The sequence below is a fragment of the Lutibacter litoralis genome (assembly GCF_014646675.1).
Taxonomy (GTDB): domain Bacteria; phylum Bacteroidota; class Bacteroidia; order Flavobacteriales; family Flavobacteriaceae; genus Lutibacter; species Lutibacter litoralis.
Window position 1 is genome coordinate 290,948 of the sequence record NZ_BMNS01000004.1, and the last position, 23,562, is coordinate 314,509.

Below are 23,562 nucleotides of genomic sequence, written 5' to 3' on the forward strand. Positions count from 1 at the left end.
ATTAAAAATCAATTTTTTTTATTGACTTCCCTGTTTTTATCTTATAAGCATCATTCACATCAGAGACATAAATAATACCATCGGCTGGATAAGGGGTTTTTGCGTTTTCACAAATTATTTTAACTGCTTTTTTAACTTCTTCATTTTGACAAATCAATTCTAATTTAATAACCTTGCTGTCTGCAAAATGAAATTTTAACGAAGGTACTGAATCTTCTCTTTTATAAGCGCCTGTTCCTTCACATTCAGATAATGTAACACTTTCAAATCCATTTTCTTTAAGAGCTTCTACAACATTTTCTAATTTTGTAGGTTTTATAAATGCTTTAATTTCTTTCATTTTAAAATTTTTTAATGGTCGTGTCCCTCAAATTCACCTTTGTTAAGCTCTGAATTTACATAATATGCACCTTTTGTAACTATTAAGATGTTTTTCTCCAAAGGATTGGAAAACTGTACTTCTGAAAATCCTAAATCAGAAACGCCCTTAATAACTTGAATTTTTTCAAGTACAAGATCATCTTTATCCTTTTCTATTTGAACAAAAATATAATCCAATCCCTTTTCATTTACAAATGCTTCATCGGGTAAAGCATTAACTGATTTGCTATCAGTTGCAATTCTGGCTTCTACAAACATACCTGTTAGCAAGCCTTCGTGTGTACCAATAATTTTAGCGTGTACTTTAACAGATCTGGTATCTAAATCAAAAGCTTTTCCTAAAGCAAAAATTTCAGCTTCATACATTTTATTAGGTCTGGTTGAAAGTGTAAAAGCAATTTTTTGACCGATGCTTAATTTTTCAATGTCTTTTTCAAAAACATTTAAACCTAAGTGTAAGAAATTATTATCTACAATTTCAAACATTTCTTGTTCAGGCGCAACAGATTTTCCAATATTAATTTCAATTTTTTGAATATAACCTTGTATTGGTGCGATTACAGGAATTGATGCAACAATGACTCCTTTTTCAATAGTAGCAACGTTTATACCCATAAGATTTAGCGTAGCTTTAGTTGCGTTTAAATCGGCTTTGGCGTTCAAATACGCAGCCTCAGCTTCTTGAAATGCGCGTGCAGAAGTAATTCCATCTTTTTCTAATTCTTTTTTTCTTCCATAATCTTTTTCTAAATAGGTTAAATTACTTTTAGCAGCAAGATAGGCACGTTGCATTGAAATAATTTCGGGATTGTTTAATGTTGCAATTACTTGCCCTTCTTTCACAAAATCTCCTTCAACTACAGCAACACTTTGTACGCGACCGCCTATAATAGCACTAACACTTGCCATATTTTGAGGAGGTAATTCTAATTGACCATTTACCTTTAATGAAGCACCTAAATTTAATTGACTAAGATTGCCTAACTCTATGCCCATTATTTCTAACTGGTTTAATTTTAAGGCTACTTTATTAGGGGTTTCTTCTCCTTCATTATGACCTTCCTCTTCGGTCTGTTCATTTTTATGGTCGTCTCCTTCTGTATGTTTTGACTCGTTATTTCCACAACTTATAATGGTTAAAATAAGTATCAATAACGTGCTAATTTTTAAAATATTTTTCATCTTAATTGTATTTTCCTGTTAGGTAATTAATTTCGTTAACTGTTTGATTGTAAAGATTAAGAGCGTTTAAATAATTGCTTCTTATTTCCATCGATTGTTCTAAAAGAGCCATATATTCTACATAGCCAATTTCTCCTTCTTTGTATGCTTTAATAGCAGATGAAAATAGCTTATCGGCTAATAAAATACCTGTTGAATTATAATAGGCTAAAGCAGCTTTTTGCTTATCATATTCATTGAGTTTTGTTTTCAGGAGCGCATTTAAATCTAATTTAGATTGTTGATAGTTTAATTTAGCTATTTCAGCATCTTTTTTGGCTGCCTGAGATTTACCTTGTTGTGCTCTAAAAAACAAAGGAATTTTAATACCAACTTCAAAGCCAGAGAAATTTTTAACACCCTCAATTTGCTGATTGAAATAACCTGCGGACAAATCTGGCAGCAATTTTGCATTCTCTAATTTATGTTCTCTTACTTTCACTGCTATTTCATTTTGAAGCGATAAAAGCATTGGATTATCTGAATTTTCTTCGATAGTAACTTCAAAAGGGATTTTTTCTAAATTTTTATTTGAAATTTCAAAGGAAGCATCGCTATTCATTAATGATTGCAATTGCTTGGTTACACTTTTAATGTCTAACTCTACATTAGATTTTAACAATCTAACTCCTTCTTTTTTACCTTCTGCAGCAATTTTCTCTATTAAATTTGTTTCTCCAAGTGCGTATTTTTTTTCAGCAATTAAGGCGAAATTTTCATACTCTTTTTCCAGATTAGCAATTAAATTAGCCTTGTTTTTCACAAACCACAACTCTAAATAAGCTGCCCTTACAGCACTTTCTAACTTATTTTTTTCAACATTTAAATTGGTTTCACTTAGTTTAATTTTATCAGCTTGTAATTTAGCTTGCGTTCCATATAGTGTTGGAAATTTAAAATCTTGTGAAATACTTACATTATAATCTTGTTGAAGACCGTTTAATTGTCCTTTTGTATAGGAAATTGCCGTTTTATCTAAATCAAAAGCTGATTTTTTTAAGCTTTGTTGTTTTTCAATTTCTAATTGAGCACCTTTTATTACAGGATTGTTTTCCATTGCTATTTTAACAGCATCATCAATAGAAATAGTTATAGGAGCAGTTTGAGCATAGGTTTTATTTAGCGCCATACTTAACACCATACCAACAATTAAAAGTGTTGTTTTCGCATTTTTCATTTTAAGTTTCGATTTTAAAGAAGTACCATTTTCAACAAAATAATATAGAATTGGTACTACTAAAAGAGTTAAAAGCGTTGAGGAAATTAAACCACCGATAACAACTGTTGCTAAAGGGCGTTGCACTTCAGCGCCAGCAGATGCTGAAATTGCCATTGGTAAAAATCCCATAATAGCAGCTATTGCCGTAAGTAAAATAGGTCTTAATCTTTCTTCAGTAGCTGTAAGGATACGGAGTTTTAAGTCGGTCATTCCTTCTAGTTTTAAACTGTTAAATCTGCTTACTAAAACTAGTCCATTTAAAACTGCAACACCAAACAATACTACAAAACCTACACCTGCAGAAATACTAAAAGGCATACCTCGTAAGGATAAACTTAAAATACCACCAATGGCAGCTAATGGCACAGCCATATAAATCATAGCGGCTTGTTTTATGGAATTTAAAGCAAAGTATAATAGTATAAATATTAAAAATAGTGCAATAGGAACCACAATAGAAAGACGTTCTTTGGCTCTAACCAAATTTTCAAAAGACCCGCCATATTCAATAAAATAACCTTCGGGTAATTTTAATTCTTTATCAAGTTTTAGTTGAATATCTCCTACCATAGATGCTACATCTCTTCCTCTCACATTTACACCTACAGAAACTCTCCTGTATGTATTGTCACGAGAAATTTGCATAGGACCCGGTTTGTAACTAATATCGGCTAATTCTTTTAAAGGTATTTGCGTATTTGTATTTGGAAGATCTACAAAAAGGTTTTTTAAATCTTCAATACTTTCCCTGTTATTAGCAGCGAAACGCACTACTAAATCGAAACGTTTTTCTCCTTCAAAAATAATTCCTGCATTTGCTCCGGCAAAAGCAGCACTTACATATTTATTTAATTTATCAATGTTTAACCCGTATTTGGCTAATTTTTCACGTTGATAAATTACGGTGATTTGTGGCAACCCTTCAGTTGCCTCGGCTCTTACATCGGCAGCACCTTCAACAGTTTGAATAATTTTAGCCATTTCTTCAGCTTTTACCGCTAAAATATCTAAATCATTTCCATAGAGTTTAATTGCAACATCTTCACGAACACCTGTGAGTAATTCATTAAAACGCAATTCAACAGGTTGGCTAAATAAAAAATTAGCCCCAACAATTGTTTTTAATTTTTCTTGCATTAGTTCAATTAGTTCTGCTTTATTATCTGCGGATGTCCATTTATTTACATCTTTTTCTAATATGATAAAACAATCGGCAATATCCATAGGCATTGGATCGGTAGGGATTTCAGCAACACCAATTCGACCCACAACAGTTATCACTTCAGGAAAATTATTTTTGATAATATTTTCTACCTCTTCAGATACTTTTATTGATTCTGAAAGTGAACTACCAGGTTTCATAATAATTTGCATTGCAATGTCTCCTTCATCTAATTTTGGAATAAATTCTCCTCCCATATTTGAAAAGATAAACGCAGCGATTATAAATAGACCACCTGCAACTGCAATGGTAGTTTTTTTAAATTTTAAAGCTCCTTGTATTAAAGGTTTATACACTTTAAAAATAGCAGCCATTACTTTATTACTTATGTTGTTTAGCCAAGTTTCAGAACGTGTAAAAATATTGTTTTTGTCTTGCGGTGTTGGTTTCATAAATAAAGAAACCATTACAGGCACATAGGTTAAACACAATAATAAAGCACCCAACACTGCAAATCCAAAGGTATATGCCATTGGAGTAAACATTTTACCTTCAACACCTGTTAAAAATAAAATTGGGGTAAATACAATTAGAATGATAAGTTGTCCGAAAAAAGCAGCATTCATCATCATACTACTCGATTTATAGGTTAACTCATCCATTTCAGCAGTAGTGATGTTGTTTTTGTTTTTCTTGAGGCGTTGCTCAATATGATGTACAGTTCCTTCCACAATAATTACCGCGCCGTCAACTATAATTCCGAAATCAATAGCGCCTAAGGACATTAAATTTGCCCAAACGCCTGTTGCTTTCATTAAAATAAAGGCAAACAGTAAAGAAAGTGGAATAATTGAAGCCGTTAATAATCCACCTCTTAAACTTCCTAATAAAAGTACGAGTACAAAAATTACAATTAAGGCACCTTCAATTAAGTTTTTAGAAACGGTACTTGTAGTACGTGCAATTAAATCGCTTCGGTCTAAAAATGGTTTTATTTCTAAACCTTCAGGAAGTGATTTTTGGATATTCGCAATTCTTTTCTGAACATTTTTTATAACCTCATTTGGGTTTTCGCCTTTTAACATTAACACTTGTCCACCCACAGATTCTTGACCATCTTCTGTAAAAGCACCATAACGTACCGCTGCTCCAAAACGCACTTCATCAGCCACATCTTTTATTAAAATGGGGGTGTTTTCAACGTTTTTTACAACAATATTTTCAATGTCGGTTAAACTTCTTGCAAGACCTTCGCCACGAATAAAAGATGCTTGGTGATTTTTTTCAATATATGCGCCACCTGTATTGGAATTATTGGTTTCTAGGGCTTCAAAAACCTCATTGATGCTAATACCCATACTATTTAATTTGTTTGGGTTTAAAGCAATTTCGTATTGTTTTACATTCCCTCCAAAAGAGTTTATTTCTACTACACCAGGTACTAATGCCATTTGACGTTTGATAATCCAATCTTGAATGGTTCTTAAATCAGATGGGGAGTATTTAGTTTCGTACCCTTTTTTTGGAACAATGGAATATTGGTAGATTTCGCCTAAACCAGTGGCTATTGGCGCCATAAAGGGTTTTCCAAAACCGGCAGGGATACTTTCTTGAATAGCAGTTAATTTTTCTTGAACCAATTGACGCGGTAGGTAAGTGCCCATATCATCAGAAAAGACAATAGTTACTACTGAAAGTCCAAAACGAGAAACGGAGCGTAATTCGATTACGCTGGGTAAATTGGCTACTGCCAATTCAACAGGATAGGTTACAAATTGTTCAATATCTTCCGTTCCCAAATTGGGAGCTACTGTAATAATTTGAACTTGATTATTGGTAATATCGGGTACTGAACCCAGTTTTATAGTTAACATTGAATATATTCCAGCTCCTATAAGAACTAAAATAAATAGGCCTACAATTAATTTATTATTAATTGAAAAGCGAATGATTTTATCGATCATTGTTTTTTTAAGATTAAGTTGTTAATATTTAAAATAAACCTTCAAAAATGAAAGTAGATTAAATTGTATTGATAACTTAAACTTGAGGAGGGAGATAAATTTTGGAGTAATAGTTATTGGCAAATGTGGCAGTGTAATAAACAGTTACTTCTTTTGAAGGCTTTTCAGCATACACCACATAATCAATATGTTTTAAGGGTTCGGTAACACTTACAGAACAACAATTACACATACAAAAAGGTGAGCACATATCTGAATGAGAGTGATTGTCTATATTGACAATTTCAGAAATTGTTTCAGATTGTTGGTTATTATAGCTAACATCATCGCAAGGTAATGCAGACAATGAGAGTATAAATAATGCTAGTATGGTTGCTAAAAATTTCATTATGAATGCAAATATAGTAAAATTATATGTGCAATGGTGTTGCAAAAAAAACTTAGAGCCTAAGGTTTTGGTAAGGGGTTAAATTTTTAGTTAAATAAGGAACAGATTGCTTCCCTGCAGTCGTAATCATGATTTTTATAGGATGCCCTTGTAATTGTATTTTATGGAACTAAATGGAGCAATTGACGAACACCTTATTACCTGCACGAATGTTTCTGGTTTTTACTACTGTTACTTATGGAAACGGAATTGTTAGTTGTTCGAATTATGATGAGATCCTGAAACAAGTTCAGGATGACGTATCAAAAGCGCAAAGGCAAAGAGTAAGTACTTGCCCTTCGACTACGCTCAGGACAGGCTTTTTTTCAGCAAGTTCTTACTGTGCGGAATTGGAAGCTGTATGCAATGAAGTGCAACGAAATGGAATACTGCTGTAGATGGGGCTTTTGAATTACGGTTAAACCGTAATCATTATTTAAAAACTTGTCTGAACTTTGAAATATCAATCTAATTAAAATTATGAAAACTAAAATTATATTCGGAATTATTATAATATCAATATTTCTTTTTGCAGTGTTGCTTAATCCTTCTAAAGAAATGCACGTTCAAAAAATAACTGAATTGGTTGACAGCCCTTTTATAAATTTAAATGATGATCCAATAAAAATAATGATGAATGAAATGATGTTTGACAGTTTTATCAGACTTGAAATTGAGTATGAAAATTATTGGTTTTATTCAGTAGGTTATTATTCAAATAGATTAAAGACTGACATTCATAGTTTTGGTGTTTTTGGAATGGTGTTCATTCTTTCCAATTAGTAGGATAGGTTATTAAATTAATTTTTGAATAAACGGGTATTTCTCTTTAGTTGAATTGTTGTAAAATATGCAGCAGTTGGATTTAAATTTGTTCGTTCATTTTTTTAGAGAGTTCAGTGACAATGAACGTGCTAAATTTTTGAACGGTACTAAACATTACAAAGGAGCCTAATTATTTACTATTATTTGTTAAAAACACCAATTATGGTGCAATTGATGCTATTTTGGCGCAATCCTAATTTCGTAATTAGACCTATTTCTTTATTGGCTGCAAGAATGTTTGTAGTTTGTACTACTGTTACTTATGGAAACGGTATTGTTAGTTATTCGGATTATGATGAGATCCTGAAACAAGTTCAGGATGACGTATCAAAAGGGTAAAGGCAAAAGTAAGTACTTGCTTTTTTCAGCAAGTTCTTACTGTGCGGAATTGGAAGCTGTATAGAATGAAGTGATAACGGAATGGAATACTGCTGGAGATGGGGTCTTTATGGTTTGTTCAAAATATTTCAGAATAACTTTTCTATTTACACACTTGACAGGATGTTACCTCGTTGTATGTTATTTGTTGTCTGATTTTATTTCAGGATATACATTCCTTTACTTAATCCTGTAGCATCTATATTATTGGTTATTGTGAAGTGTTTTAATTCTTGACCTATTGTATTGTAGATACTGTATATATAAATATTAGATGTGTTATTATTTTACATTCGATAAATATTCTTCCAACTTTTTTTTCCATAGCATAAAACCATCTTTACCTATATTATTAGCACCAGTATGATTAATTAATTTAAAATTTAAATCACTATCAATTTCTTTTCTTTTAACAGCTGCTCTGTATTTTTTTCTACCATTAACTTCAATAGTTTTGATGATTATTTGCATTCTATCAAATATTTCATCATTAGATTTATTTTCATCAAATAACCAAATATAAGTTGCATTCGAGTGTAATAACTCCCAACTTACAATTTTACTACAGCCATTTTTCATTAAAAATAAATATCCAAAATTTTTATCAAGTGTAAATCTAATTTTAGCCTCTTTTAATTGTTTTCCTGAAAGGAATAAGAGTTGTTTTTTGTTTCTTACGGATTTAATTTTTGTTATTCGATCAATTATTTCATTTTCGGTTTGATTAAAAACATTTTGACATTCATTTGATTTAGATAAGATTTCATCTGCAGTATAAATACTAGAATCTTCATCACCAGTGCTTTTTATATTAATTATATCTAAAGAAATTGCGTCTTTTACTTGTTCAATTGTAAATTCATTGATAGCTGCGATTTCATCTGAAGTAGCATTGGTATTTTCCAATATTCCATCTAAAAAAGTAAGGGTTGCCGAAATATTAAATTTTTTACTTCCACTTACTTTTGAAAAATAATATTTAATGAAATCATAATTTGCAATAATTTGGTCATTTTCTATTTTCACATCTAATTGTGAAGAAAATTCTTTAACATATGTCCTCACTTCTACATACCCCTCTTTAAATGATGCATTTTTGTAGTATTCTGAAAAATTTATTGAGATTTCTTGTTTTATAGGAGTGGTTGCTATTTCCTTAAACAAATTACTATTATTTTCTATACGCTCTAATTTCTGATGGTTATCAATTAAATTTGGTCGTTCAAGAGCTGGATTATTCCAGTGATATCTTTTTGAATTGATTTCAATTTCTTTCTCACTATGAATTTCTTTCACACTATAAGAATAATCAATAAACGCATCTGGAATTTGTTTGTATGAATACTCAGAAAAATGAGTCAAACAAGGTTTTAAACTAGACCAAATTATTTTTACAAATTTAAAGCCACCTACATCAGATTTCCTTTTTTGTAAATTAAAATCTTCTACTTTTTCATAATTGTAATCTAATATTTCAGCCTCAATTATTAAATTTTCTTGATTAAATTTTAACACATTTATTTTCCAATATCTGGGCCTTCCACTACTAAATCCAAAATAAGCTGGAGGAAAATTAGTATCGGAAATATGAATAAAATCTGCTTGAGTATAATAGAATTTATTCTCTTTTATTTTTAAAATTTTACAATTTTTTTCTTCATATGCCATAGCGTAGCAATTTTTTAATATCTTATTTATATCACAATTATTCGATTATCTTCTATTCTTTTTAAAATTCTCTGCTTGTTCAAAAATATCGTGATATACTTCGTCGCGTTCAACTGGTGGGTAACCGAATTCATCTAATAATAAAATCAAACCAACTTTTAAGGCTGCTTTTATATCATCTCTTTTACTCCAATCAGGAAATTTGGCTTGGGCATCAACTAATTCCTTAACAGCTTTAGCTAATTCTATTAATTTATCATCAGGGTATCTAAAATCGTATTTAACACAAAGTTCCTTTAAAATATCATAAAATGCTTTTTCTTCAAAGTCAATTCCTAATTCATCACCTGCTGAAAATTCTTTGTGTACTTCCCAAATGAGGTTGGTGAGCTTTTCTGCCATTTCTTCATATACCTCACTTCTTAATACATCATCTTCTTTTCTTTCATTGTATCGTTGTACCAATACTTCCATTTTTTTAGTGAAATCAATTCCTTTAATTTTATTCACTTTTTTCATTTCACCAATTACTTTGGCTAGCAATTGTTGTAATAATTTAATTTTGGTGTTTGGTAATTTAATTTTATCAATTTTAGCTAAATAATCTTCATCAAAAATATCTTGTTCCTTTTCATTATCTTCTCCTAATTTAAATATCTCCTGTACTCCATCACTTTGAAGCGCATCTTTAATCATTTCTCTAACCTTTGCATTCATTTGTGCTGTATCTGGAGCATTTCCTTTGGTTAATTTGAATACGATTGACCTTATTGCTAAATAAAAATGTGTATTATCTCTTTCGGTTTGAGTGAGTTGTTCGCTACCTGCACAAATATCATACGCTGCTTTTAGTCTTTTAACCAAGCCCATAAAACGTGTTTCAACTTCTTTTGTTTGTTGCACATATTCGGAAGCCATATTTAAGGTGTTCAATTGTTCCAATGGTGAACCATTGAAATATTTAGTACTATTAAACTTGTGAAATATTTTAGCTAATAAATCTAAATGATCCCTCACTACTACCAATGATTGTTGGATATCTTCAAAATTCTCTTCTTCTCCTTTATTATACTTCGCTAAGGCGAGGTTCATTTGTTTTTTAATACCTATGTAATCAACAACCAAGCCTTTATTTTTGTCTTTAAATTTTCTATTTACTCTAGAAATTGTTTGAATTAAATTGTGTTGTTGGATTGGTTTATCGATATACATACTATCTAGAAATGGGACATCAAAACCTGTAAGCCACATATCTACTACTATTGCAATTTTAAAATTGGATTTTTCATTTTTAAATTGTCTGTCTAATTCTTTTCTATATTCTTTAGTACCTAACAAATCATACATTTCCTTTGGATCATCCTTTCCTCTGGTCATAATCATTTTAAGACGTTCCATCGGTTTGATTTCTCGTTTGTCCTTATCCGTTAAAACTGCTCCTTCTTCAGCAGTTTTAACTTCTGCCCAATTTGGACGTAAAGCAATTACATTTTTATAAAATTGGAATCCAATTTCTCTGCTACTGCAAACAAACATTGCTTTTCCTTTTACAGTGGCTCCTTCATTTATTCTGTTTTCATAATGCTTTACAAAATCTTCAGCTAAAGCTTGTAACCTATCAGGATCTCCCAAAATGGCATTCATATTGGCTGATTGCTTTTTGCTTTCTTCTATTTGGTATTCGTTGGCACCATCTTCTTCTGCAGCTATGTAGTATTCTTCAATTTTTTCTAATTCGCTATTTTGAAGTGCAATTTTTGCTGCACGACCTTCATATACAATTCTTACTGTAATTTCATCTTTTACAGATTCGGTCATTGTATAGGCATCAACTACTTTTCCAAAAACATCTAATGTAGCATCAATTGGTGTTCCTGTAAAACCGACATAGGTAGCATTTGGCAAGGAATCGTGGAGGTATTTAGCAAAACCAAATGATTTTTTTACTCCGTTTTCTGTTACTTGAATTTTTTGATCGAGGTTTGTTTGACTTCTATGGGCTTCATCAGAAATGCAAATAACATTTGTTCTATAGGTTAAAAGTTCTGTATCTTCTGTAAACTTATGGATGGTTGTTAAAAATACACCTCCGCTTTGTCTACCCTGAACTAATTCTCGTAATTCAGCTCTGCTTTCAACACTTATAATTGTATTGTCTCCTATATAATTTTTAGCATTTGTGAATTGACCTGAAAGTTGGTCGTCTAAATCTGTTCTATCTGTAATAAGGACAATAGTTGGATTTTCGAAATGCTCGCTTTTCATTAATAATCGCGTTAAAAATAGCATTGTAAAACTTTTTCCGCATCCTGTAGCACCAAAATAGGTACCACCTTTTCCATCTCCTTTTGGTTTTTGTGCGATTTTGATGTTATCATATAGTGCACGTGCAGCATAGTATTGTGGATAACGACAAACTATTTTTTCATCTTTTTTAGAACTATCGGGAATGTAAATGAAATTTTGAATAATATCACGCAACCTATTTTGCTGTAACATCCCTTGAACTAAGGTAAACATACTATCAATACCATCAACATCTTTTGCTAATCCAGCAACTCTTCTCCAGGCATAATAAAATTCATACGGTGCAAAAAATGAACCCGCTTTGTTGTTTACACCATCGCTAATTATACAAAAAGCATTGTATTTAAAGAGTTCTGGAATGTCTCTTTTGTAACGTGTAGTTAATTGTACATACGCATTGTGAATGGTACAATTTTCTTGAATTGCAGTTTTGAACTCGAATACTACAATAGGTAATCCATTTATATATAAAATTCCATCAGGAATTCTTCTTTCAGTACCTACAATTTCTAACTGATTTACAAATTTGTAGGTGTTCTTATTTTGTTTAGAATAGTCAATTAAATATATCCAAATATCTTTTTGATTTCGATTTTCTCTTTTAAAAATAAATCCATCGGATAACCATTGCATTATTGTTTTATTACTCTCGTACAAATCGGTGTTAGAGAGTGTTTTTAACTGCAATAATATTGTATCAACTTCCAATAGGGTTAAACCTTCCTTTTTATATTGATTTAATAAAAAATTACGTACATCTTCTTCAATTAAAACCTCATCTTCAGCTCTAGTAATTGAACTTCCAACAACGTGCGGAAAACTTTCATTTTCTAAGAGTTCTATAAATGCTGCTTCTAATTTGGCTTCTGTGAATTTCATTTTTTGCAATTATTTTTAATATCCTTCTTTAATAATCCATTTACCTCTAGTTCCTCCAACTCTTTCAATTACAGCTTTATCTTTTAATGCATCAATATGACCTTGTGCGGCTGACACATTAATTTTAAGTATTTCAGCTAGTTTTCTTCTTGATAATTTAGGATCTTCACGAAAAAGTTCTAAAACTTCTTTTTGCCTATCAGTTAAATTTTTTATTGGACCACCTATTGGACTACCTATTGGACTACCTATTGGACCACCTATTGGACCACCTATTGGACCATCTTTATAATCTTGAGTTTGTATAACTTTATTGATAGGAAAAGACATTCTTAAAAAATTATCTGAGAATTTGAAACAACTTTTAGGGTAGGTTTCTAAAATACGAGGAATACCAGAACCCAGTTGCTCTACTAAATCTAGATCTCTGAAAATCCTCATAATTTCTTTATTTCGAGGTACCGAAAAACCCTCAAAAAATTCCTCCTGACTTAAACCTTCGGGCAAACCACCCGAAGAAGTGATTTCTAATCTGTCATCAAAAATCTCAAATTTTGGAGGTACCTCAGTTGCATAATCATTATGAACAAAAGCATTGATAATTGCTTCTCTAAGCGCAATTGGATTCCATAAACGATTTTCTTTACGTTCTTTTGAAGTTATCTCTGCACTCGTTTTATTTTCTAGTTCAATTTTATCTAAAACTTGCTTGGTTGCTTTTATTAATGATTCGTAACCATACTCATTATTTTCAATTAAATTAACACGGTTAAGCCCTTTGTATTTTGCTAGTTTTATTGAAACTGCATTTTTATCTGATAACAAGTAAGCAACATAGTTAAAAGCGCCTTCATCTGTAAGCAATTCTAAATTCGTAGAAAATTTTCCATTTAATTTAACACCTGTAGCTAGGTAATAAATATGCAATTGCTCAAAAGTTAAATTTTGTTGGTTGGATTTAATTTTACTTATTGAATTACGTGTTCTTTTAGCATATAATTGGTCTATATTTTTTTGAGGCATAGGCTCTGCAGCTGTTCCTATTCTTAGGAAACAACCTTTTTCAGACATTCCGTATTTTCTTAAAAAATAAGGTTTCTCTGGTCCACTGGCTACAATAACTTTAATTATATCTAAGCCATTTCTTTGTTCACTAACAATATCAAACAAGCCAATGCAGGAAGGTGAAATATTGGTTTTAAGGCGGTCCTTTATTTTTAACATATCGCCATCAGTATCTGCAACACCTGTAACATTTCCGTTTTTATCAATACCAATATAAATAATACCACCTTCTTTATAATTTAAAAAAGCTATTACTTCTTTTTCTAATGCATCGGTTAGTATTTGTTTGTATTCTATACGGTTGGTTTCCATAAAGTTTGATTGCTGTTTTTAATTAACAGCCTTGATTTTTATAATTTATCAGGATTTTTTAAACTCTTTTTATCCTCGCTTATTAACTTTCTTTCAATTTTACTAATGTCTTCTTCAGGCTTCAAATTTTCAGGCACAATACCTCTTGATAACAATGTTTTACGAACCGTTTGATTGTTGGTAATATGTTCTTTAGAAATTTGAGATTCTGTTTTCATTTTATTTTCCTTGGCATTGAAAATGGTTATTTCCGTTGCAAAATCTTTCGCTTTCAACAAAATTGTAGGCATAAAATCGGCTAAAGGTTTATTTATTACACCCCATTTATTTTTCATTTGTTGCGTTGTTTTACCAAATAGCGCTGTATCACCTTTACTACGAATTACTGCAAAATTTTGATTGCTTCCAGTTTGTTCAAAAATAACTTGGGACAATTCTTTTTCGGTTGCTTTTAATTTATTTCGCGCTTGAACCCTTTCAAATTCCAACATTTGTTGTTCTATTAGCTCAGCTCTTCTTGTTTGAGTTGCGAAATACCGTTGTGCAAACGCTATTTTTTCTTTTCTTGGGTCACCATTTTGAGCAACTAAATAACAAGCATATCTCGTAAGCATTAAATCTGGAATTTCTTTTTCAGCACCTTTAGGCATTTGTATCGTTTTGCCGACGTCGGCAAAATGATTAAATATTTCCTCTCCTGACATTTCACAAGCGGTTTTTGCTTTTGAAATAACACTTTGAAAATTATCCCATTTTGTATAGTCTAATAAGTGTTGTAAATCACGAGCTAACCAAAATTCAACTCCATCGGGTGTTTTATTTGCGTGTGCTTCAAAGTTATTTGTAAGTGCTTGTATATGGTTGTTTTTCATAGTATTTGATTTCTTTTTTGCTTCTATAAATTTAATTAATTATTCCATTTAAAAAGTCAATTAAATCATCCTCAATTACTTCACTCCACTCTTCCTTAGACATTTCATTAAAAATAGCAGTGTTATGTTTTTTATTTATTCCATTGTCCCTAAAAAAATCGTTAAGATATTCATCATCTTCAAAAAAATGCATTGAACCATTCGCTATATGCCTATAGTTTCTTTCAAGTGCTCTTGGATGAAAATAACTTTCGATATTTGATTTTTTTAATAAGTAAGATTTACCGAAATGGTCATTAAAGTTCTCTGCGGATTTAATTTGAATTAATGGTTTTTTAGGGTCCTTAACAGACAACCCTCTGTCACTATCAAGTATTAAGAACAAATCCCTTCCATTGTTTTTGAAATATGAGATATTGACAAAACTATCAACACTACTTCCACCAACTGGTAGAATAAGTGCTTTTTCTTCTAAATTCTTTTCTAATAATTCAGAAGTAACTTTTTTATAAAACTCCAAATCATCCTTACCCTCAACAAAAAGAATTTTCTCAAAATCATCACGAAGATTAAAGGAAGGTTTAACACCTAATTCTTTAATTATTTCATTTATGAAATCAATCTTATTTTCTTCTGTGGTTGTTACATAAGTCGATTGTTCTTCTTTTTTGCATAATACAACAGAATTAATATCTGTTGCACCAACAAATATAGGTGAATGAGTAGAGATAATTATTTGATTTTCTTCTGATAGGTCTCTAAATGCATTTATTAAATCTTCCTGAGCAGATGGGTGTAGAAAAGTTTCAGGTTCTTCAATTAAATAAATAATATTAGAGCCTTTTTTCTTTTCAGCAAGATATCTAAAACGAGCCACCATAAACAATCGTCTATATCCTGTACCTTTATGGCTCATCGGTATTAATTTATCATCTCCATCAAATTGAAATGAAACGTCTACACTTTTAATAGCATCTTTCCAACTGATTGTTGGTTTAATTTCTACACTTTTAAGACTAGAAACGTAAGTTTTCATATATGATTTTACCGAAGATGCTTCTTTTTGCATTTCGGATTCAATTTCTTTTTTTACTAAATCAAGTTTCTTTTCTTCTTTTGATTCTTCATCCAAATACAATTGAATTTCAGAAACTGAATTAGATTTAAACTTAGTGTCAGCTTCTAACCCGTAATCAGAAACAAACAATTCAACATCAGGCAACAATGAAGTAACCTTATATTCGTCATCTATGAATCTATTAATTGTAGGAATTTCATTACCCTGACAATACTCTTTTATATACTTTATTTTTTCAATTTTAGAATTTCTTCCCTTACCTTCAACAGGTATTTCAATTTCATATTTTTCAAGTATTTGATTTAATTCGTCGTCAGATTTACCGTATAAAAAATAGAAATCGGGAGAATCATAATCGCTTATCAAAATTTGTTCAGTGTCGAATGCTTTTTTTGGTGCATTAATTGTTTTTCTAATTGTTAAAAGATTATTAGGCAAAATATCAATTAAAAATTCATCAAGACCATTTTCTTTTTTGATTTTAGTTTTAATTTTTGCTTCTAATATTTCTAAAATATTTTCCTTTCCAAAGCTACATTCAATGATAATTGGATTACCAAAATCATTAAAATCGTGAAATGTAACTGGGTAATCCTTAATATTTAAAAAAGTAGCAACAGCATTCAGAATTATTGATTTCCCCGAATCATTTCTACCTACAATTGAAGTGAAATTTGATAATTGAATATTTTGAGCTGTTCTAATTCCTCTATAATTTTCAATTTTAATGGATTTTATTTTCATAACATAATTTTTTTTCTTTTTCAATTATTCTCCATACTCTCCACAACCCCACGCATTAATACAGGGCACAATGGTTTTATGGTGTTTTTTAACTGCTCATTGATACGTTTGCGTGTTTCTAAGGTATGATAAATGGTAACAATGGCTTCTTGTATTTTAATACTTGGAATGGGCAATTTCACATTACACATATCTACCCAATCAAAAGTTTCTCTAGCGCTTCCCCAAGAGTTAAAACGTGCATAGCGGTCGAACTCGGTACGTTGGAAAAATAAATATAAATATTCGGGTAGTAAATCTTTAGTATTTTTAACTTCAAAAACTGTATAAATTGCGGAAACAATACAATCTTCAGAACTATTCATTGCTAAGGCTATTTTATCACCTCTTCTTGAAGTATCGGCAACATAAACAAATTGACCATTACGGACAATTTTATAGTTATGAAAACTAACACCTGAGATGTTTGCTTTTGATTCTATTAAAACTTTAGAGGTTGATACACCTTGCAAAAACGAAACCTTCAAATCTGAATTTCTTTCATCAGATTGTTGAATATATTCTCCAAGTAATTTTGGTTCTTCTTTTTTTATTAAATCTTCTATATAAGTATCACAAATGAGCTGCAAATCTTCCAAGCTGTTTTCATAGGTTTTTTGGTTGGTTAGCAAACCATTGTATAGGGCAACATATTTACGTTGTTCATCAATATTTGGGATTGGAATTTCAATTTCGCAAAGTCTATCATAATCTAAACTAGCACGCACACTACTATCACTAATAAACCAACCATATCTATCAGATTCTGGTCGTTGAAACCACATCATCATATATTCTGATAACAACTTGTTTTCATCTTTTGATTCAATAACTAAATAAGCCGGAGAAATAATTGCAGGTTCATTTTCAGTATAAAGAGCTAAACGAATAGTTTCATCTCTACCAACTTGCATTGCAGAATAAGCAAACTGCCCTTTCTGAATGATTTTATACTTTGATAAATCAGTTCCAGAAACATTGGCAACTGAAGGCATAAAATTTTTGGTAATATTTATTCCCAACAAATTAGTAACCTCTAAATCTTTATTGCGATTATCTACCAATTGTATGTATTTACCAATAGGTTTATAACTCATAACCTAGTGTTTTAAAAGCGTTTACTATTTGTTCCTGGCTTTGTTTTTCTTCTTTAATTAATACTTTAAACTCTTTTTGTATGCGTTTCATTTCGGTATCAAAGTCAATACCACTGTCACCATCTACAAACTCTATGTATTTACTTGGTACTAAAGAAAAATCATTGTCTTCCATATCCTTAAAACTCGCAGATTTACAAAATTCAGGAATATCTTTGTACGTAGTTTTATAATCTGTTTGTTGCCAATTGTGATAATTTTCAGCTACTTTTTCAATATCATCAGTTGTTAATTCCACAAATTTCTTTTCGTATTCGCTACCCCAACGTCTTAAATCCATAAATAAGATTTCTTTTTCACGATTTCGGTAGCTTTTTTGTTTACCGTTAATTTCGGTCGTTCTTTCTTTTTTATTTTTATTGAGAATCCACAGCGTAACGCTAATATCAGTAGTATAAAACGTATTTCTTGGAATAATAATGATTGCTTCTACTAGGTTATTCTCTATTAATTTTCTTCTAATTTTATATTCTTCACCACCACCAGATAAGGCTCCGTTAGCCAATATAAAACCTGCAACACCATTTTCGGATAGTTTAGAAACCATATTCAAAATCCAACCATAATTAGCATTGCTTTTTGGAGGTACATCATAGCCTCTCCAACGTGGGTCGTCTAATAATTCGTTTTCAGCTCTCCAGTCTTTTTGGTTAAAGGGAGGATTTGCCATAATAAAGTCGGCTTTTAAGTCTTTATGTTGGTCGTTTGCAAAAGTATCTGCATCTTTTTCTCCTAAATTGGCTGAAATCCCGCGAATTGCCAAGTTCATTTTCGCCAGTTTATAAGTAGTTTTTGTGTATTCCTGACCGTAAATAGAAACTTCTTGTTTGTTCCCTTGATGGTTCTCTATAAACTTTATAGATTGCACAAACATTCCTCCAGAACCACAAGCTGGATCGTAAATTATACCTTTATAAGGCTCAATTAATTCAGCTATTAGGTTAACAATGGTTTTTGGGGTGTAGAATTCCCCTTTTCCTTTTCCTTCTTTAATGGCAAATTTTCTTAAGAAATATTCATAAACACGACCTACAATATCTTGTTCTTCATCTTCCAGGGTATTTATCTCATTTACTTTGTCAATTAATGAAGCTAGTTTTGTTCTATCTAAACCTAAACGAGAAAAATAATTGTCTGGTAATGCTCCTTTTAAAGCTGGGTTGTCTTTTTCTATGGTATGTAAGGCTGTGTCAATTTTTAATGCAATGTCATTTTGCTTTGCATTTTTACTTATAAAACTCCATCTTGAAATTTCTTCTAAAAAGAACACGTTTTTCATATTGTAGAATTCTTTCATTTCTACATATTTCACTTTCCCTTCAGCAATTAATTCAGCTTTGCGTTCTTCAAATTTATCGCTTGCAAATTTTAGGAATATCAATCCTAAAACAACGTGCTTGTATTCTGAAGGCTCTACTGAACCTCTTAATTTGTCGCAAGATTGCCAAAGTGTTTCTTCTATATTTTTTGATTTTGGATTTGGAGTATTTTGTTTTGCCATTATAGTTTTTAAATTCTGCTAATTTTTATGAGTATTTGTTAATGCTTGTCATTTGTTATTTAGAATAAAAACCATTAAAAATACATTGACATACTAACAGCAATTGACTGTTAGCCTGGAGAATGATGGTAAATATCTTCATAACATTTGTTTTATTTGAAAAGGAGCAAAGCACATTTAACAAATAAGGTTAAAAGTAACTAAAATAAATTTGGTAAAAAATAGGAAATATAGGTTTTTGTTGGAAATTGATTTTTATTAATATTTCATTAAAAAAAATAAGAAAGCTATTTGTTTTTTAACTTTAAAAATAGCTATATTTGAATAGTTAGGTTTTCATAGACCTAAATCTTTTTAAGCTGTTGTCATTTTATTTTTTTTATGGTACAGCTTGAATAAGCTTTTAAAAATTATATTTCATAGCATAATTTGTACAAGCTTATTTCATAGCAATTTTTTTTTAAAAAGCTCCTTTTTAGGAGCTTTTTAATTTATGTTTTATGAAATTTCCATTAATTGTAACGACGAAATGGAATTTCGGTAAGGGCTTCTTCTATTTCATTGCTTTTATATCTGATTAAATTTCCAATACGGTAAGGTTTTAGAATTCCTTTCTTATTCCAATCGGATATAGTTACCATAGAAATTTTAAAAATTTCAGCTACTTGCTTCCGGGTTAGATATTCTAGTGGTTTTTCTTTTTTTGTTTCAAGAAGTAATTCCAGAATAACTTCTTTTAAACTTAAGATTAATGCTTCTTTAAATTCATCAGGCGTGATGTTGTGTAGTAAAATAGTTGATTTTGATTCCATAATTTATTCATTTTAAACCTATTAAAATTATGAAATATTTTTTAAGTTCTTTTATCAATAGAATTTTGATTGAAGCTTATTAAATTAAACATTGCTCTTAATCTGCTTCTAACCCTATTACCGTAACGTTTTTCAATTTCTTTTGCGTTTAGGTTTGTTGTGATGTGGGTTTTCTTTTCTTTTTCCATCGCTGAAAAAGAAACAAAAAATCTAGGCTTACGAACCTATCTCTAAATTTTTCAATCGAATTCTAAATTTTAGGAACTCGCTAAGAATGATTGACAAATTGACTAAAATTACGTTTAGCTCAAACAACCTAAAATTTCACGAATCCTCTTTTCAAATTTTACGAGCTATGTTCGGTAGGCCGGCTTAAAATCTATTATCTTTTATCCTTAGAGTTTTTATCGAAACTGACGAGGTTAAACATTGCTCTTAATCTGCTTCTTACTCTATTACCATATCTTTTTTCAATTTCTTGTGCGTTTAGGTTTGTTGTGATGTGGGTTTTTGCTCTGAACTTGGTTTGATGAGATCCTGAAACAAGTTCAGGATGACGTGTAAAAAGGTCATAGCGCGATAGTAAAATTTCTCCTAATACGTTGAGGTCTTTTCCGTAATGGCTTCCTGTTGGTTCTACTCCTAAATCATCAAAACAGTAATTTTTTGATTGGTTGTATTGCTCCAGGGTTTCAAAACCGGAGGCGTTGAAGCTGAATACAATATTCCTGGTTGGAATAATTTCATAGCTTGTTTTATGTGGTGCAAGATGTAATAATAACTTCATCAATGATGTTTTTCCACAACCTACCGGACCTGTCAATAATATTCCTTTGTTGGTATCGATTCCCATTTGAGCGCAGCTGTAATGGTCTTGAATGTAATAGCAACATAATTTAAAAATTAGCGGTTCGTCTTCTTTGTAAATTTTAAAGTTTTTGCCAAATAGCAAATGCCCTTTGATGTTGAGGTAGGTTTTTATTTTTTCGAAATCGTAGTGAATTACATTATCTCTGATTTCTCCTATTTGGAATTTTGAGGTTCCTTCGGTTTTGATGTGAGGTGTTGGTTTCATAGTGGTTTTTTTTGATGTTCTTTTGCGAATAAGAGTTTATTTTTAGATTTCTTTGGTGTTCTTTTCATTTTTGTCTTGACACAAAAACGAAACAAAAAAGTCAAGCCTTGGATTTTCGCCGGTCAAATAAGTTTTTGAATCCTAAAAGAAATGAACTCGCTGCGCTCAAACAGCATTTCTTTTTTCGGATTCTTCAAACATTTGACACTCGTCTTCCAAATCCTATGGCAACTAATTTTACAATGGTTCATCGTAATTTTTGTTTTGGTTGGTGTGGAGGTTGTCTTGAAAATGGTCAAGTGGTAAATCGTTTTCATTTGTTTTTGATTTTTTTCTTGATTTCACTTTAAATTCTTCAAGTTTGAGCATCCAACTTTCTGCAGCTGCTTGCCAATTTTCAATTTGATGATTGCTTTTTTTCCAACCAACGGATTCGTAATGATTAAAGAATTTTTCTGCTTCAGATTTAGGCCAATTCTTTTTTTTGAAAAAATTTAAAATTTCCTTTTTATAGATAGGTTTATTAATGTTTATATTATGTTTATTAATGTTTATATTAGATATCAGTGCTTGTTCATTTAATGAATTGTTTAAGTTTATATCTTCGTTATAACTTGATTCAAAATTGAACAGCTTTACTTTACTGCCTTTGAATGGGTTGTGAGATGGTTTGTAAATGATGTATTTCCAGTGATTTAGCTCTTTAATACACTTGTGATACGTTGCTGTAGATCCAATTTTTGAAAGTTTCATAATTTCCTCTCTGCTTATATGAAATTCTGCAGGAAATCGATTGTAATTCCATAATTGAAATAAAGCTATGTACAAACTGATATGCGTTGGATTTAAGCGATTGTCTTTGGAAAATTGAATATAGACTCCGTTGAGGTGTTTGATGTAGTTCATAGTGCTTAATTAATGGTTGTAGTATTCTGATTGAGTTTTGATTATTAATCAAAATCAATAGTATACTTACGTTATATTTAATTGAAATCCCTTGAATTAGAATTAAAGCAAGGGATGTAGGAATAAATTAATTTGAAGTATTCACCATATTTTCTTCTAACACTTTCATTATTTGTTCATAGTCGTAATAAATTACACCACCAATTTTTGTGTAAGGTAGCGTTCCGTTTATTCTAAGGTTTTGCAAGGTTCCAGAAGAAAGCCCTAAAAGCTTTTTTACTTCAGGTGATTTTAACCATTTTTTTTCAGGAGCTTTTGATTTTTTACAAATCAATTCTTTAATGTCACTTAACAAATCGACTTTAAATTCATTTAAGTCTTCTGGTGTAATAATTTTCGATGCCATTTTTTAAAATTTTTAAATTATACTTAAAAAAGTAGGTTTTTACTTTTTTTTGTTAGGCAAATATGAAAAGTATAATTCATTAAAAATCACAAGTTGTTATTGATTTTTTAAACATTTTAGATACTACAATTTATTATAGTTTAATAAATGTGTTAAAAAATTACATTTAATTAAACAACAAATAATATCAAATAATATTTTTTTTAACTTTTTTTACCCAACTTGGGTGTTTATTTGTCAGATTTTTCTATGCGATGCAATAAGTTACTTTTTAGGGTATCGATAAACTTAGTATTGTTTAATTTTCTTGCTTTAATTTCCAAAAATGCTCTGTAATAATCGCCCAGATCAATATTAAAAAGTAGCTCCATACCTTTGGCAATTTCTTTAATATCTACATTTCCATTATTAATTACCCCTAAACCATCAAGCGCATACGTTAATTCTATCAAGCTAATTTTTCGCCCTGTCCAGGATAAACCTGAATTTAAGCTTAATGAAATCCCATTATTTGATGAAAGTTTATCAATTTCAAAATGGAAATATTGAATTAACATTTCATAAGCTATAAATTTTGAATAGGTAGAATCTAGACTTGTTGAAAAAAATTCATCGATAAAAGAACCTGAGCAGTCGAATTGAGTCCGAATATTTTTATTATTTCTTAAAAAATACTGTTCATCAGAGTAGGTTTCTCCTCCTTTAAAGTATAAATAGAACAAATGATTCTCATTAAAGTATTCTTGGCATTTTGAAATTTGATTTTCAAAATATTTCTTTTGTGTTTTTGCACTTCCCTTTGGACGCTTACTTTCAATTTGAAATAGTTTACCGTAGTAAATTAATTTTGAAACTACTTTTGGTTTGATGTTTTTAAAAAAATCAATTTCATCTTCCTCCGAATTGAATCCATTTGAAATAATAAGGTTTCTAAATTCGCTTAAACTATTACGAATTAAATGAACGCATTCTTCTGATGTAGTAACAATTTCATAGTTTTTGGATTGAATATTTTTTAAATCTTTTTCTAAAGTAGCTATAACAATAGCATATTTTTTCTTCACAATTATTGCAATTAATTAAGTTTTTAAAATCCTTTTTTTTAATAAAAAGCCTTAAAGTTAACTAAAAACTTAATTATTCAACCAAATTATATTGTTTTAA

Annotated in this window: 19 protein-coding genes and 1 pseudogene; 2 read left to right on the forward strand and 18 right to left on the reverse strand. The window is 30.4% G+C overall.

The genetic code is table 11. The annotated features are described in order from the left end of the window. Window position 1 precedes the first annotated feature (1 nt). From IEW75_RS07910 to IEW75_RS07925, 4 genes are all read right to left on the reverse strand, one after another. Window positions 2–340, reverse strand: coding sequence for a P-II family nitrogen regulator (locus IEW75_RS07910; protein ID WP_134248645.1), 339 nt, complete (start codon window positions 338–340; stop codon window positions 2–4). 11 nt (window positions 341–351) lie between these two features. Then, on the reverse strand, window positions 352–1,563 hold the full coding sequence (locus IEW75_RS07915; protein WP_134248644.1) for an efflux RND transporter periplasmic adaptor subunit: 1,212 nt from the start codon (window positions 1,561–1,563) through the stop codon (window positions 352–354). A gap of 1 nt (window position 1,564) precedes the next feature. After that, complete coding sequence (locus IEW75_RS07920) at window positions 1,565–5,947, reverse strand: CusA/CzcA family heavy metal efflux RND transporter (protein WP_134248643.1); 4,383 nt, start codon at window positions 5,945–5,947, stop codon at window positions 1,565–1,567. Between the two features lie 76 nt (window positions 5,948–6,023). Next, complete coding sequence (locus IEW75_RS07925; RefSeq protein WP_134248642.1) at window positions 6,024–6,335, reverse strand: DUF6660 family protein; 312 nt, start codon at window positions 6,333–6,335, stop codon at window positions 6,024–6,026. 519 nt (window positions 6,336–6,854) lie between these two features. Between IEW75_RS07925 and IEW75_RS07930 the strand changes: the two genes are divergently transcribed. Together IEW75_RS07930 and IEW75_RS07935 are read left to right on the forward strand one after the other, a co-directional pair. Next, a complete protein-coding gene (locus tag IEW75_RS07930; RefSeq protein WP_134248641.1) occupies window positions 6,855–7,157 on the forward strand; it encodes a hypothetical protein in 303 nt (100 codons plus the stop codon). 204 nt (window positions 7,158–7,361) lie between these two features. After that, window positions 7,362–7,538 carry a hypothetical protein gene (locus IEW75_RS07935; RefSeq protein ID WP_158283800.1) on the forward strand — a complete coding sequence of 59 codons (177 nt, stop codon included), beginning with the start codon at window positions 7,362–7,364 and terminating at the stop codon, window positions 7,536–7,538. Window positions 7,539–7,735: 197 nt separating this feature from the next. Here IEW75_RS07935 and IEW75_RS16005 read toward each other — a convergent pair. The 14 genes and pseudogenes from IEW75_RS16005 to IEW75_RS08005 form a co-directional block, all read right to left on the reverse strand. Continuing rightward, window positions 7,736–7,849, reverse strand: a pseudogene (locus IEW75_RS16005) (T9SS type A sorting domain-containing protein); the annotation flags it as partial. A 10-nt stretch (window positions 7,850–7,859) separates the two neighbouring features. Further along, the gene (locus tag IEW75_RS07945; protein WP_134248640.1) at window positions 7,860–9,245 is read right to left on the reverse strand and encodes a hypothetical protein; all 1,386 of its coding nucleotides are present in this window, start codon (window positions 9,243–9,245) and stop codon (window positions 7,860–7,862) included. Between the two features lie 45 nt (window positions 9,246–9,290). Next, entirely contained in the window at window positions 9,291–12,431 is a 3,141-nt protein-coding gene (locus IEW75_RS07950; protein WP_134248639.1) for a type I restriction endonuclease subunit R, read from the reverse strand. A 15-nt stretch (window positions 12,432–12,446) separates the two neighbouring features. After that, window positions 12,447–13,808: an RNA-binding domain-containing protein gene (locus IEW75_RS07955; protein WP_134248638.1), complete on the reverse strand. Its 1,362-nt coding sequence runs from the start codon at window positions 13,806–13,808 to the stop codon at window positions 12,447–12,449. A gap of 38 nt (window positions 13,809–13,846) precedes the next feature. Then, window positions 13,847–14,680 (reverse strand): DNA damage-inducible protein D, encoded by an 834-nt coding sequence (gene dinD / locus IEW75_RS07960; RefSeq protein ID WP_134248637.1) that lies wholly within the window; start codon window positions 14,678–14,680, stop codon window positions 13,847–13,849. 31 nt (window positions 14,681–14,711) lie between these two features. Next, a complete protein-coding gene (locus IEW75_RS07965; protein ID WP_134248636.1) occupies window positions 14,712–16,502 on the reverse strand; it encodes an ATP-dependent nuclease in 1,791 nt (596 codons plus the stop codon). A gap of 20 nt (window positions 16,503–16,522) precedes the next feature. Further along, window positions 16,523–17,638 carry a restriction endonuclease subunit S gene (locus IEW75_RS07970; protein ID WP_134248635.1) on the reverse strand — a complete coding sequence of 372 codons (1,116 nt, stop codon included), beginning with the start codon at window positions 17,636–17,638 and terminating at the stop codon, window positions 16,523–16,525. Further along, complete coding sequence (locus IEW75_RS07975; RefSeq protein ID WP_134248634.1) at window positions 17,628–19,199, reverse strand: type I restriction-modification system subunit M; 1,572 nt, start codon at window positions 19,197–19,199, stop codon at window positions 17,628–17,630. The genes IEW75_RS07970 and IEW75_RS07975 overlap by 11 nt, the downstream gene beginning before the upstream one ends. A gap of 512 nt (window positions 19,200–19,711) precedes the next feature. Beyond that, complete coding sequence (locus IEW75_RS07980) at window positions 19,712–20,011, reverse strand: helix-turn-helix domain-containing protein (protein ID WP_134248633.1); 300 nt, start codon at window positions 20,009–20,011, stop codon at window positions 19,712–19,714. A 41-nt stretch (window positions 20,012–20,052) separates the two neighbouring features. Further along, complete coding sequence (locus tag IEW75_RS07985; protein WP_373286318.1) at window positions 20,053–20,199, reverse strand: hypothetical protein; 147 nt, start codon at window positions 20,197–20,199, stop codon at window positions 20,053–20,055. Window positions 20,200–20,393: 194 nt separating this feature from the next. Then, a complete protein-coding gene (locus tag IEW75_RS07990; RefSeq protein WP_134248632.1) occupies window positions 20,394–21,086 on the reverse strand; it encodes an ATP-binding cassette domain-containing protein in 693 nt (230 codons plus the stop codon). A gap of 237 nt (window positions 21,087–21,323) precedes the next feature. Next, window positions 21,324–21,992: a hypothetical protein gene (locus tag IEW75_RS07995; protein ID WP_134248631.1), complete on the reverse strand. Its 669-nt coding sequence runs from the start codon at window positions 21,990–21,992 to the stop codon at window positions 21,324–21,326. A gap of 127 nt (window positions 21,993–22,119) precedes the next feature. Beyond that, window positions 22,120–22,398, reverse strand: coding sequence for a helix-turn-helix domain-containing protein (locus tag IEW75_RS08000; RefSeq protein ID WP_090224152.1), 279 nt, complete (start codon window positions 22,396–22,398; stop codon window positions 22,120–22,122). A 230-nt stretch (window positions 22,399–22,628) separates the two neighbouring features. Continuing rightward, on the reverse strand, window positions 22,629–23,462 hold the full coding sequence (locus tag IEW75_RS08005; RefSeq protein WP_158283799.1) for an RteC domain-containing protein: 834 nt from the start codon (window positions 23,460–23,462) through the stop codon (window positions 22,629–22,631). Window positions 23,463–23,562 lie beyond the last annotated feature (100 nt).

Bases quoted from the DNA above. Each gene is read 5' to 3' on its own strand.
- IEW75_RS07910 (WP_134248645.1), bottom strand. From the start codon at position 340: ATGAAAGAAATTAAAGCATTTATAAAACCTACAAAATTAGAAAATGTT.
- IEW75_RS07915 (WP_134248644.1), bottom strand. From the start codon at position 1,563: ATGAAAAATATTTTAAAAATTAGCACGTTATTGATACTTATTTTAACC.
- IEW75_RS07920 (WP_134248643.1), bottom strand. From the start codon at position 5,947: ATGATCGATAAAATCATTCGCTTTTCAATTAATAATAAATTAATTGTA.
- IEW75_RS07925 (WP_134248642.1), bottom strand. From the start codon at position 6,335: ATGAAATTTTTAGCAACCATACTAGCATTATTTATACTCTCATTGTCT.
- IEW75_RS07930 (WP_134248641.1), top strand. From the start codon at position 6,855: ATGAAAACTAAAATTATATTCGGAATTATTATAATATCAATATTTCTT.
- IEW75_RS07935 (WP_158283800.1), top strand. From the start codon at position 7,362: ATGGTGCAATTGATGCTATTTTGGCGCAATCCTAATTTCGTAATTAGA.
- IEW75_RS07945 (WP_134248640.1), bottom strand. From the start codon at position 9,245: ATGGCATATGAAGAAAAAAATTGTAAAATTTTAAAAATAAAAGAGAAT.
- IEW75_RS07950 (WP_134248639.1), bottom strand. From the start codon at position 12,431: ATGAAATTCACAGAAGCCAAATTAGAAGCAGCATTTATAGAACTCTTA.
- IEW75_RS07955 (WP_134248638.1), bottom strand. From the start codon at position 13,808: ATGGAAACCAACCGTATAGAATACAAACAAATACTAACCGATGCATTA.
- dinD (WP_134248637.1), bottom strand. From the start codon at position 14,680: ATGAAAAACAACCATATACAAGCACTTACAAATAACTTTGAAGCACAC.
- IEW75_RS07965 (WP_134248636.1), bottom strand. From the start codon at position 16,502: ATGAAAATAAAATCCATTAAAATTGAAAATTATAGAGGAATTAGAACA.
- IEW75_RS07970 (WP_134248635.1), bottom strand. From the start codon at position 17,638: ATGAGTTATAAACCTATTGGTAAATACATACAATTGGTAGATAATCGC.
- IEW75_RS07975 (WP_134248634.1), bottom strand. From the start codon at position 19,199: ATGGCAAAACAAAATACTCCAAATCCAAAATCAAAAAATATAGAAGAA.
- IEW75_RS07980 (WP_134248633.1), bottom strand. From the start codon at position 20,011: ATGGAATCAAAATCAACTATTTTACTACACAACATCACGCCTGATGAA.
- IEW75_RS07985 (WP_373286318.1), bottom strand. From the start codon at position 20,199: ATGGAAAAAGAAAAGAAAACCCACATCACAACAAACCTAAACGCAAAA.
- IEW75_RS07990 (WP_134248632.1), bottom strand. From the start codon at position 21,086: ATGAAACCAACACCTCACATCAAAACCGAAGGAACCTCAAAATTCCAA.
- IEW75_RS07995 (WP_134248631.1), bottom strand. From the start codon at position 21,992: ATGAACTACATCAAACACCTCAACGGAGTCTATATTCAATTTTCCAAA.
- IEW75_RS08000 (WP_090224152.1), bottom strand. From the start codon at position 22,398: ATGGCATCGAAAATTATTACACCAGAAGACTTAAATGAATTTAAAGTC.